Origin of the sequence: Pseudodesulfovibrio karagichevae (assembly GCF_041414475.1) — a bacterium.
GTDB lineage: Bacteria > Desulfobacterota > Desulfovibrionia > Desulfovibrionales > Desulfovibrionaceae > Pseudodesulfovibrio > Pseudodesulfovibrio karagichevae.
Genome location: NZ_JBGLYH010000093.1, coordinates 1 through 10,664 on the forward strand (window position 1 = coordinate 1; position 10,664 = coordinate 10,664).

General features: G+C 66.6%; 11 protein-coding genes. 7 read left to right on the top strand and 4 right to left on the bottom strand.

The window, feature by feature from the left end; genetic code table 11:
- Positions 1 to 121 precede the first annotated feature (121 nt).
- From AB6M95_RS18545 to AB6M95_RS18560, 4 genes are all read right to left on the bottom strand, one after another.
- Positions 122 to 1,510, bottom strand: a complete 1,389-nt coding sequence (locus AB6M95_RS18545; RefSeq protein ID WP_371388235.1) for a sigma-54-dependent transcriptional regulator — start codon at positions 1,508 to 1,510, stop codon at positions 122 to 124.
- Positions 1,507 to 3,420, bottom strand: coding sequence for a two-component system sensor histidine kinase NtrB (locus tag AB6M95_RS18550; RefSeq protein WP_371388236.1), 1,914 nt, complete (start codon positions 3,418 to 3,420; stop codon positions 1,507 to 1,509). The genes AB6M95_RS18545 and AB6M95_RS18550 overlap by 4 nt, the downstream gene beginning before the upstream one ends.
- Before the next feature lie 10 nt (positions 3,421 to 3,430).
- Positions 3,431 to 4,249, bottom strand: a complete 819-nt coding sequence (locus AB6M95_RS18555) for a DUF4405 domain-containing protein (protein WP_371388237.1) — start codon at positions 4,247 to 4,249, stop codon at positions 3,431 to 3,433.
- Positions 4,250 to 4,409: 160 nt separating this feature from the next.
- Complete coding sequence (locus AB6M95_RS18560; RefSeq protein WP_371388238.1) at positions 4,410 to 4,916, bottom strand: Spy/CpxP family protein refolding chaperone; 507 nt, start codon at positions 4,914 to 4,916, stop codon at positions 4,410 to 4,412.
- Between the two features lie 280 nt (positions 4,917 to 5,196).
- On the opposite strand from AB6M95_RS18560, the gene AB6M95_RS18565 reads away from it, so the two are divergent.
- From AB6M95_RS18565 to AB6M95_RS18595, 7 genes are all read left to right on the top strand, one after another.
- Positions 5,197 to 5,400 carry an FmdB family zinc ribbon protein gene (locus AB6M95_RS18565; protein WP_371388239.1) on the top strand — a complete coding sequence of 68 codons (204 nt, stop codon included), beginning with the start codon at positions 5,197 to 5,199 and terminating at the stop codon, positions 5,398 to 5,400.
- A 187-nt stretch (positions 5,401 to 5,587) separates the two neighbouring features.
- On the top strand, positions 5,588 to 6,046 hold the full coding sequence (locus AB6M95_RS18570) for a deoxycytidylate deaminase (RefSeq protein WP_371388240.1): 459 nt from the start codon (positions 5,588 to 5,590) through the stop codon (positions 6,044 to 6,046).
- Positions 6,018 to 7,151 carry a bifunctional diaminohydroxyphosphoribosylaminopyrimidine deaminase/5-amino-6-(5-phosphoribosylamino)uracil reductase RibD gene (gene ribD / locus AB6M95_RS18575; RefSeq protein ID WP_371388241.1) on the top strand — a complete coding sequence of 378 codons (1,134 nt, stop codon included), beginning with the start codon at positions 6,018 to 6,020 and terminating at the stop codon, positions 7,149 to 7,151. The genes AB6M95_RS18570 and ribD overlap by 29 nt, the downstream gene beginning before the upstream one ends.
- A 59-nt stretch (positions 7,152 to 7,210) precedes the next feature.
- On the top strand, positions 7,211 to 7,963 hold the full coding sequence (locus AB6M95_RS18580) for a substrate-binding periplasmic protein (protein ID WP_371388242.1): 753 nt from the start codon (positions 7,211 to 7,213) through the stop codon (positions 7,961 to 7,963).
- Positions 7,964 to 8,138: 175 nt separating this feature from the next.
- Positions 8,139 to 8,867 carry a substrate-binding periplasmic protein gene (locus AB6M95_RS18585; RefSeq protein WP_371388243.1) on the top strand — a complete coding sequence of 243 codons (729 nt, stop codon included), beginning with the start codon at positions 8,139 to 8,141 and terminating at the stop codon, positions 8,865 to 8,867.
- 68 nt (positions 8,868 to 8,935) lie between these two features.
- Positions 8,936 to 9,688 (top strand): substrate-binding periplasmic protein, encoded by a 753-nt coding sequence (locus tag AB6M95_RS18590; protein WP_371388244.1) that lies wholly within the window; start codon positions 8,936 to 8,938, stop codon positions 9,686 to 9,688.
- Between the two features lie 46 nt (positions 9,689 to 9,734).
- Positions 9,735 to 10,544, top strand: coding sequence for a substrate-binding periplasmic protein (locus tag AB6M95_RS18595; RefSeq protein ID WP_371388245.1), 810 nt, complete (start codon positions 9,735 to 9,737; stop codon positions 10,542 to 10,544).
- The last annotated feature ends 120 nt before the right edge of the window (positions 10,545 to 10,664 follow it).

A 10,664-nucleotide genomic window follows, 5' to 3' on the forward strand; every position in this document is an offset into this window, starting at 1 on the left:
CCAGCGAGTTGCCTCGCTGGCTCCATGAATACAATTATTACAGGAATCATTCGGCGTTACAGCATAAAACGCCTATCAGCCGATTGGGAGCCGCTGTGAACAACGTCTTGCAACTCCACAGCTAGCGGCGCGTCAACCCGTACTTCTTGAGCTTGTATTGCAGGGTGCGGCGGCTGATGCCGAGGGCTTCGGCGGTGCGTTCGCGGTGGTTGCCGTTTTCCTCGAGGGCCTGAATGATGGCCTGTTTCTCGGCCTCTTCGAGGTTGGCGGGGGTGGGCGCGGGGCGGCCGCCGTGGGTGAATTCCATGTCGATGACGTTTTCGCGCGCGCCGGTGATCTGGGGCGGCAGGAGGTCCGGGCCGAGCGCGTCGGACCGGGACAGGATCAGGGCGCGTTCGAGCACGTTTTCGAGTTCGCGGACGTTGCCGGGCCAGTCGTAGCCGGACAGGGCGTCCAGGAAGGCCGGGGTGACCGTGCGGATGATCTTGTTGTTCTTGTTGCCCAGCCGCCGGAGCAGGAAGCTGACCAGCAGCGGCAGGTCCTCCTTGCGCTCGCACAGAGGCGGGATGCGGATTTCGAGCACGGCCAGCCGGTAGTAGAGGTCCTCGCGGAAGCGGCCCGCCTCGACCTCCCGTTTCAGCTTGCGGTTGGTGGCCGCGATGATCCGGGTGTCCACCTGGACGGTGCGCACCGAGCCGAGCGGCTCGATGGTCTTTTCCTGGAGGGCGCGCAGGAGCTTGGCCTGAAGGGCGGCGGGCATTTCGCCGATCTCGTCCAGAAACAGAGTGCCGCCGTCGGCCAGCTGGAACCGGCCGGGCTTGTCCTTGACCGCGCCGGTGAAGGCACCCTTTTCGTAGCCGAAGAGCTCGGATTCGAGGAGATCGTCGGGCAGGGCCGCACAGTTGACCTTGATGAGCGGCTTGTCGGCCCGCAGGCTGGCCCGGTGCAGCCCCTCGGCCACCAGTTCCTTGCCGGTGCCGCTTTGGCCCAGGATGAGCACCGTGGCCTCAGTGGGCCCGGCCTGGCCGATGAGGTCGCGCACCCGCTCGATGCCGGGGCTGCCCCCGATGAAGTCGGGCTCGCTGCCCACCTCGGCGCGCAGCCGGGCGTTCTCGTCGAGCAGCTTGTGGTATTCGAAGGCCTTGCCGAGCACGGCGGTCAGTTCGTCGTTGTCCGCGGGCTTGGTCAGGTAGTCGAAGGCCCCGCGCTTCATGGCGTCCACGGCGCTGCCCACGGAGCCGAAGGCGGTCAGCAGAACCACGGGCATGGATGGCCGCCGGATCTGGAGTTCCTTGAGCAGCTGCATGCCGTCCATGCCGGGCATCTTCATGTCCACCATGGCCACGTCCGGATAGGTGTCGGACTCGGCCTCCTCGGCCAGCACGGTCAGGGCGCGTTCGCCGGATTCGGCTTCGAGCACGGTCCAGCCGTCGTCCTCCAGCACGGCGCGGACCATCATGCGATGGCCCGGCTCGTCATCGACGATCAGCGCGATACGTTCTTCGTTCATGACTCTGATTCCTTATCTGCCGAGGGCGGCGGATCGGGGAAGAACAGCTTCATCTCGGTCCCCCGGCCCTGTTCGGATTCTATGATCACGCGGCCCTTGTGGGCGCGCATGATGTTCTGGACGATGGCCAGTCCCAGCCCGGTGCCGGTCTTCTTGCCCGTGACGAAGGGCTTGAAGGCCTCGTCCTGGATATCCGGGTCCATGCCCGGCCCGTCGTCGGCCACGATGATCCAGACGCCCTTGTGGCCGCGCATGGAGACCAGCCGGACATGGCCCGGCTTGTCGCAGTCCGCGCACCCCTGGATGGCGTCCAGGCTGTTGGAAATGAGATTGAGCAGGACCTGCCTGAGCGCGTCCGGGTCGGCCCAGACCGGCTCGGGGCCGAAGTCGAACTCCGGCTCGATGAGCTTGTCCTCGAAATCGAAGCGCATGAGCTGCCTGAGCGAGTCGCCGACCTTGGCCAGGTCGATGAACGACGGGTCCAGCTGACGCGGCCGGGCCAGGTAGAGCAGGTCCGTGACCACGCGGTTGAGGCGGTCCGCCTCCTGGACCATGGCCGCGGCGTACTGGTCGAGCGGGGCCTGGCCCTTGAGCTTGGTGGCGAAGAGCTGGGCGAAGCCGCGCAGGGACGAGAGCGGGTTGCGCACCTCGTGGGCCACGCCCGCGGCCAGCGAACCGATGGCGGCCAGCCGCTTGGCCTCGTTCAGATCCTCCTCCAGGCAGCGGATCTCGGTGCGGTCGCGGATGAGCACCAGCCGCTGGCCCAGCTCGGGGGCCGCGTCCTCGTCGTGCTCCTGAAAGGGCAGGAACAGGATTTCCAGCTGGCGGCCCTGATAGTCGAACTGCTCCCACTCCACCGGGCCGGAGGGCGGGTTCTCGCTGGTCTGGCGGCCGAAGTCGAAGTCGCGCCAGTTGGCGCCCACGATCTCGGGCGGCGGCACGGGCGCGTCCTCGTCCTTTTTCCCGGCGCCGTCCCAGGTCCAGGGCCTGGCTCCGGCATCCTCGGCTTCGGGCTCCTCGGCGGGTCCGGGGGCGAGCAGTCCGCGGGCCGAACGGTTGGCGGCCAGGATCTCGCCGTCCTCGGCCAGGGTGACCAGGCCGTCGGGCATGTTGTCCAAAAGTTTGTTCTGGAACCGCTCCAGGCGGATCAGCTTGCGGCTGGCCCCCCGGCGGCGCAGGTAGGCGAACGCCAGGGACCAGAGGACCACGGCGGCCAGGAAGACGTAGCCGGTCTGGTAGGTGGCGGCCTGCCGGTACTGGCGGAACTGGCGCATGTGCTTTTCGGCGTTGAGGCCGACCACCAGGTAGACCTGGGACTGGGTGTTGTCGAACATCATGTCCGGCCCCATGTCGTCCATGTCGCCCATGCCGTTCATGCGGCCGGGGCCCAGCCCGCGCGCGCCTTCCTGGCCGCCCACGCCGAGCAGGGCCGCGATGCCGGACCGGACCTGAAGCCCGGACAGGAGCACGCTGGTCTTGTCCACCTCGGCCATGACGTGCCAGGCGCGGCCGGGCTCGATGTCCTCGGCCACGGCGTCAGGCAGCTGGAAGATGGGGTGCTTGCCCTTCTTGACCGAGGTGACGATGGGGTGCCCGGCGCGGTTGAACAGGGTCACGAACTCGATGTCGTCGGACTTGGCCAGCTCGGTGAAGAGCTCCTCGGTCATGGTCCGGAACAGGGTGGAGGACTGGTTGCCCATGCGCAGGGTGCGGGCGATGCGGAAGATGTTGTTGTCCACGCCGCGCAGGATGGAGTTGCCGGTCATGACCATGTGGTCCTCAACGATCCGCCGCTGCTGCGCGATGGATTGCCAGGTCAGGTACAGGCTGCCCAGCCCCAGCACGATGAGCGCCAGGACCAGGGCGACCAGGGGCCCCTTCTCCCTGCCTTCCGGGTGAACTACATCCATACGGCCTCGGTTACCTGCCCTTGACGATCAGGTAGATGTCCCTGGGCGACATGTCGTGCTCGCCCGCCAGGCTCTTGAAGGTGGACTCCGGGGTGGCGTCGATGCCCGCGGCCTTGAGCCGGGCCAGGACCTCTTCCGGTTCCAGGCCGTAGGTCTTGCACACGGTGGCGACCGTCAGCTTGCCGGTGCCCTCGGGCGGCTGAGCGGGCATTATGGCGAAGGGATCGCCCCCCTGCCCGGCGCGGATGACGTCGTAGACGTACTGCGGACTCACGCCGCGCGACCGGGCGATGTCCTTGATCAGGGAATTTTCGTTGATGGACGCATCGAACCCTGCCTCGTGCAGGGAGGCCACGGCCATGTTCACGTCCAGGCCCAGAAAGCCGCAGAACTTCTTGAGCGGGCTGGTCTCGGCATGGCCGTAGGGCGGGTTGCCGTAGGTCTCGGTGGCCTGCTCCTTGATCCGCGCGCCATACTCGAGCACCGTGCTCATGGGCGGAACGCCGAAGAGCGTGCCCGCGAAGACCGCGACGACCAGGAGGAAGCTGACGATCATGGGGCCGGTCATGACGACCATCTCGCGCGCCCGGTTCTTCATATAGCTCATCAGCGGCTTCCAGTTGAGCCAGATGTGCAGGAGCAGGGCGAGGAGGAACAGGGTGCCCACGGTGGTGTGGACGTCGCCCCACTGGGTCTTGGTCATGCCCAGCAGATGCCAATCGGCCCAGTAGGCCACGCGGCCTTCGGGCACGATGTACAGGATCACGCTGGTGAGGATCGTGACGAGAAAGGAAAGGAGCGCGGTAAGGGACGTGATTTTTCGGAACATCCAGGGACCTCCTCAAAAAGATGGGGCGTTGCCGTGGATCCCCTGCACGCCCGCCACCGCCTGCAGATGATCATTATTTGCGGGACAGGCGGCCCCACGCCGCCTGTCCCGCAATATCCTGTTTTCCGGGTTATCGGAAATATCGATCCGGTTCAATGGCCTAGTACATGCCGCGGCCCATGCCGTGACCTTGCATCATGCCCTGGCCGTACATGCCGCGTCCCTGGCCGGGAGCGTCGTCGGCGTCGTAACCCCGGCCGTAACCGGCGCAGGTGCCGAAGCCGGTGATGCCGGTGGCCTTGACCAGCTCGTCGGACATGGCCGCTCGCAGGTCACGCATCTTGTTGCGCAGGCTGGAGATGTCGGTGACCAGCTTGGTGATGGCCTTCTCGTCGGCCTGGCCGCCGTTGACCATGGCCTGGAGCACGGAGCGTTTTGCCCAGATCTGGTTGCGGACGGTTTCGAACTGCGGTTCGTACTTGTCCGCCACGGCCTTGACCTCGGCCTGTTTCTCGGGGGTCAGCTGGCTGTACGCCGCGCCGGGTCCGTAGCCGGGGCCGCCGCACGCGCCCGCGTAACCGTGGCCGGGACCGGCCACGGCGAACGCGGCCATGCCCAGAACCAGCACCGCAGCCAAGGCGGGAATGGTGATGTGTTTTTTGGACATCTTGTAGCCTCCTAAGGTTATGCCTTCATGCAAGCAGGAAGAAGAGAGTGTGTGATCTTCTGGTCCGCTTAAAGCACGCCTCGTGCCAAAACCAGCAACAATATAAAATTACACAATTTATTTTCAAACCCCGCGGCACCATCGCACATTTTTTGTGCATTTACATGCACACGTTTTGCACATTTCGGTGCAATGTGCAAGGGGCCGTCCCTTGACAAATGCCCGGCGCGGCACGATTTACGGCGTATCGACGAACTGCATGGTACCCGGAGACACGATCATGCCCATCTATGAATACATCTGTACGCAGTGCGGCAACGAGTTCGAGGAACTCGTGTTCAACGACGAGAAGCCCGTGGCCTGCCCCCAGTGCGGGGCCACGGAGACCGAAAAGCTCATGAGCGCCTGCTCCGCCAAGGTGGACGGCGGCGGCCCGAACCTCGAGGCCCTGCAAGGCTCAAGCTGCGGCACCGGCGGCGGCTGAGGCGTCTAGCGCCGCGCCCCGGTCCGGGGCGCACGACACGTTCACATACCACCCGGCCGCGCCCTTGCGGACGGGTCTTTTTCAGGGCGGGCCACCCGCGCCGACGAGGGGAACGGCCGTTCCCTTTCGGGCCGAGAAGTGGTAGGTGGACCGAACCACCTCCACTTCGAAACGAACGAGGAACCTCATGTCCAACAGACTGCCCTGGCCGGAATATTTCATGCGCATCGCCCACCTGGTGGCCCAGCGCTCCACCTGCACCCGCCGCGCGGTCGGGGCCATCGCCGTGCGCGACAAGCGCATCCTGGCCACCGGCTACAACGGCGTGCCCACCAACATCGCCCACTGCGAGGAGGTCGGCTGCCTGCGCGACCAGCTCGGCATCCCCTCGGGCGAACGCCACGAGCTGTGCCGGGGGCTGCACGCCGAGCAGAACGTCATCATCCAGGCCGCCACCAACAACCTGGACCTCAAGGGGTGCGACATCTACTGCACCACCAAGCCGTGCATCCTGTGCACCAAGATGCTCATCAACTGCAACGTGCAGAACATCTATTACGCCGAAAACTACCCCGACGAGCTGTCCGAAGCCATGCTCGAAGAGGCCGGAGTGAACCATGTTTTCATGGAAGGCGACTTCCGCTAGCCAAGCGTTCATGGCCCGGGCCGTGGAACTGGCCAGGCTGGGCCGGGGCGCCACGGCCCCGAACCCGTGCGTGGGTGCCGTGCTGGTCCGCGACGGCGCGATCGTGGCCGAGGGCTGGCACACGAAGTTCGGCAGGCTCCACGCCGAGCGCGAATGCCTGGCCGACGCCCGCGGCAAGGGGGTGGACCCGCGCGGGGCGACCATGTACGTGACCCTGGAGCCGTGCAACCACCACGGCAAGACCCCGCCGTGCACCGAGGCCCTCATCGCCTCGGGCGTGGCCGAGGTGGTGGTCGGCGTCCGCGACCCCAACCCGGTGGCCGCGGGCGGGGTGGAGAAGCTCCGCGCCCATGGCATCGAGGTAACCGTGGGCGTGCTCGAACAGGCGTGCCGGGACCTCATCGACGACTTCCTGCTCTGGCAGAACACCCACTCGCCCTACAACATCCTGAAGATGGCGGCCACCCTGGACGGCAAGATCGCGGGCGGATCGCGCAAGCCCGAACCGGTCTCCTGCCCCGAGTCCTTCGCCCGGGTCCACGACCTGCGCGCCATGGTCGGCGCGGTCATCGTCGGCGGCAACACCTTTTACGCGGACAACCCGAGCCTGACCTGCCGCAAACAGGGGTTGCCCGACGACTTCGTCCAGCCCCTGGCCGTGGTGGTCACCTCCCGGCTGCCCGACGATCCGAGCCGCTTCACCCTGCTGCGCGACCGGCCCGAGCGGGTCATCTTCATGACCTCCAAGACCTCGGCCCACAGCCCCCAGGCCGACGTCCTGCGGCGGCGCGGCACCTCGGTCTGGCCCCTGCCCGGCCGGGCCGGTGCCCTCAGCCTGTCCTGCGGCTTCGAGCGGCTGCGCTACGACTGCGCCTGCCACTACACCCTGTGCGAAGGCGGCGGCCGATTCGCCATGGCCCTCATCGCGCAGGGACTGGCCGACGAACTCGTCCATTTCGTGGCCCCACGCATCCTCGGCGACGAGACCGCCCCGGCGGCCTACTCCGGCCGCGAGGCCGTGTCCATGGCCCAGGCCCTGGACTTCCGCATCGCCGATTGCGAGCCCGTGGGCACGGACCTGATGCTCACACTGCGCAGCCGCTGACACCCGCCCGCAGAGGGGCCAAGCTTGCCTTGCCCTCGCCGCTCCGCTATGATTGTTGCATGATGGTAACCAGTCTCATCGCCTTGCCGCTGCTCGCCTGTCTGCTCCTGGCCTCGCCGGGGCTGGCGCACGAGCCGGGCGACCCCGCCGAGGGTCTGACCTACCTGACCGAGGAGTTCAGGCCGCTGAACTACACGGAAAACGGGCGGCCCACAGGACTGTCGGTGGCCCTGCTCAAGCTGATCTGGCAGGAGATGGGCGTCCCGGAGCAGCCCATCCAGGTCATGCCCTGGCCGCGCATCTACCGAAGCGGCCAGATGGACCCGCACGTCGTGATTTTCTCCATGTACCGGACCGAGGAGCGGGAGCGCCTCTTCAAGTGGGTCGGGCCCATCGTCAAGGGGCGGCTGGCCCTGTTCGCCCTGCGCTCCCGGCGCCTCGCGGTCCGCTCCCTGCGCGACATGGACGGCCGCCGGATAGCCTCCCTGCGCGACATCGCCGCAGCCAGCAAGGTGCTCGGGGCCGGGTTCCCCCTGATCTACGCCTCCCGCGCCGAGCACGCGATCCAGCTCCTCGAGTCGGGCCGCGTGGACGCGGTGGCCCTGGACGAATTCCGCTTCCGGCGCACCGTCGCGGGCCTGAGCTTCCCGCCCGACACCTTCGAGGCCGTCCTGGTCCTGAGCGAGGACTCCCTGTACTACGCCTTCAGCCCGGACACCGACGACGCCCTGGTGGCCCGATTCCAGCGTGCCCTGAACGCCATCGTGAAGCGGCCGGTCTACCGCAACCTGCTCAATTTCTACGTCAACTAAGCCCCCCCCGTTCCGCAGGCCCGAGCGGTCTCCAACCACGCGCCTTTCCCGTTGTCGCCAGACAATTGCAGGGCCGCCGACGCGCGCCGGGGAAGGGATACCGGCCTTGCCTCAGCCTTGCCTTTACCGTTTCCCTTGGTTAAAATAGACCATGAGGTTTGCCGGGCTTCTTGCCGTGTCGCTGTTCGTCGGCCTGTTCATGGCCTCGACGGGCTTTACGCAGGCTTCGAATGATTCCGCTGCGGGAATCACGTATCTGGCCGAGGTGTACAGACCGTTCATCTATGAGCAAGAGGGCGAGCCCGCAGGCCTGGCCGTGACCCTGCTCAAGCTGATCTGGCAGGAAATGGACGTCCCGGAACAGCCCATCGAGATCATGCCGTGGCCCCGCATCTACGACAGCGGGCAATGGGACCGGCAGGTCGCGATCTTCTCCGTCTATCGGACCAGGGAGCGGGAAAACCACTTCAAATGGGTCGGCCCCATCGCCAGGGGGCGTCAGGCCCTCTTCTGCCTGCGTTCGCGGAACCTCAAGCTGCGGTCCATCGAGGACATGACCGGCCTGAAGATAGCCTCCCTGCGCGACACCGCCTCGACCTCCAAGGTCCTGCAGACCGGGATCGTCCCGACCTGCGCCACCCATGCCAGGCACGCCGTCGAACTCCTTCGGTCGGGACGCGTGGACGCCATCGCCCTGGATGAGGCCCGCTTCCGGCACACCATTGCCGCCATGGGGCTGTCCGCAAGGGATTTCGAGACCGCCCTGATCTTGAGCGAGGACTCCCTGTATTACGCTTTCAGCCCGGACGTCGACGACGCCCTGATCGCCCGGTTCCAACGGGCCCTGGACACGGTCACCGCGCGTCAGGCCTATCGAACACTGCTCAATTCCTACAACAATTAGGTCGTTTCACAACCCGCTCCCGCCGCTTCCCGCTTGTCTTTCCCGCTGTTGTCGATTAGTCCGTGCCCATGCGCCATCTCCTACCGCCGCTCCTCGTGGCCGCCTTCGTCCTGATCGCCGCCATCCCGGCCCGAGCCGACGCCCTCGCCGATCCGGCCACGCACCTGACCTACATGACCGAGCAGTACTGGCCCATGAACTACAGCCGGAACGGGCGGCTCGCCGGTCTGTCCGTGGACCTGCTCAGGCGCATGTGGCGGGAGATGGGCGTGCCGGAGCAGCCCATCCACCTGTTCCCCTGGCCCAGGGCCTACGACATGGGCCACGTCGATCCCCGGACCATGCTCTTCTCCATGTACCGGACCAAGGGGCGGGAACCCGACTTCAAGTGGGTCGGCCCCATCGTCCAGGGCAAGACCGAGGTGTTCACCCTGCGCTCCCGGCACCTGAGCGCGCGCTCCCTCAAGGACCTCGACGGCTGGCGGCTGGCTGCGGTGCGCGACGTGGCCTCGGCCAACATCCTGCGGGACGCGGGCCTGCGCTACACCGGCTCCCGCACCCCGGACACGGCCATCGGGATGCTGACCCGCGACCGGGTGGACGCCGTGGCCATGGACGCCCTCCAGTTCCACCACTTCGCCGCCCTGCTGGGCCGCCCCGGCGGCGAGTTCAAGCCGATCATGACCCTGTGCACCGACCCGCTGTATTTCGCCTTCAGCCTGGACACGCCGGACGCCCTGATCGAACGCTTCCAGAAGGCTCTTGACGCCGTGACCCGCCAACCGGACTACCGGGCCCTGCTCGACCATTATCTGAACTGAGGTCACGGATTTACAGCCCCCCGGTTGTCCTGCTACAGACCGGAACATGTCCGCCCTCTACCCCGACAGCACAGCCCCCGCAGAAGTCCGGACCACGCCCCCCTGGATCGGCCCTCTTTCGGGCCTGCTTCTCTGCCTGCTGCTTCCGGCGGCGGCCTCGGGCGGCCGGTGTCCGGCCGACAGGCTGGCGGAGTACGCATGGCTGACCGAGGAGTACTACCCGTTCAACTATCAGGAGAACGGCGTCATGCGCGGAATCTCCGTGGACCTGCTGCGCATGGTCTGGACCGAGCTCGGCATTCCCGGCCAGCGCGTGGAGTCCATGCCCTGGGCCAGGGCCTACGAGCGGCTCCAGCATGAGCCCGACATCGTGCTCTTCAGCATGGCCCGGACCCCGGAGCGCGAGCACGCCTTCCGCTGGGCCGGTCCCATCGCCTCGGTCCGTTTCGCGCTCATCGCCCGCAAGGACCGGCATATCCGCCTCGACAGCCTGGACGACCTCAAGGGGCTGTCCGTGGGCACCCTGCGCGGGGACGTCTCGGACACCCTGCTCGCCGGATACCAGGGCCTGGCCAGCATCCAGCCCGTGGCCCGCATGAGCCAGAACATCGACAAGCTCATGACCGGCCGCCTGGACCTGGTGGCCTACGAAGAGGCCTGCTGGCGCAAGATCTCGGCCCGCGAAGGCCTCGCCCCGGACAGCTTCGAGACCGTGTACGTCCTGCGCGAAACGCCGGTCTACTACGCCTTCCACCCGGACACGCCCGCCGAGGTCGTGGACGCCTTCCAGGCCGCCCTGGACCGGGTCAAGGCCCGCCCCGGCTACCGGGAACTACTCGACGCCTACCTGCGCTAGCTGTGGAGTTGCAAGACGTTGTTCACAGCGGCTCCCAATCGGCTGATAGGCGTTTTATGCTGTAACGCCGAATGATTCCTGTAATAATTGTATTCATGGAGCCAGCGAGGCAACTCGCTG

Bases quoted from the DNA above. Each gene is read 5' to 3' on its own strand.
- AB6M95_RS18545 (WP_371388235.1), bottom strand. From the start codon at position 1,510: ATGAACGAAGAACGTATCGCGCTGATCGTCGATGACGAGCCGGGCCAT.
- AB6M95_RS18550 (WP_371388236.1), bottom strand. From the start codon at position 3,420: ATGGATGTAGTTCACCCGGAAGGCAGGGAGAAGGGGCCCCTGGTCGCC.
- AB6M95_RS18555 (WP_371388237.1), bottom strand. From the start codon at position 4,249: ATGTTCCGAAAAATCACGTCCCTTACCGCGCTCCTTTCCTTTCTCGTC.
- AB6M95_RS18560 (WP_371388238.1), bottom strand. From the start codon at position 4,916: ATGTCCAAAAAACACATCACCATTCCCGCCTTGGCTGCGGTGCTGGTT.
- AB6M95_RS18565 (WP_371388239.1), top strand. From the start codon at position 5,197: ATGCCCATCTATGAATACATCTGTACGCAGTGCGGCAACGAGTTCGAG.
- AB6M95_RS18570 (WP_371388240.1), top strand. From the start codon at position 5,588: ATGTCCAACAGACTGCCCTGGCCGGAATATTTCATGCGCATCGCCCAC.
- ribD (WP_371388241.1), top strand. From the start codon at position 6,018: ATGTTTTCATGGAAGGCGACTTCCGCTAGCCAAGCGTTCATGGCCCGG.
- AB6M95_RS18580 (WP_371388242.1), top strand. From the start codon at position 7,211: ATGATGGTAACCAGTCTCATCGCCTTGCCGCTGCTCGCCTGTCTGCTC.
- AB6M95_RS18590 (WP_371388244.1), top strand. From the start codon at position 8,936: ATGCGCCATCTCCTACCGCCGCTCCTCGTGGCCGCCTTCGTCCTGATC.
- AB6M95_RS18595 (WP_371388245.1), top strand. From the start codon at position 9,735: ATGTCCGCCCTCTACCCCGACAGCACAGCCCCCGCAGAAGTCCGGACC.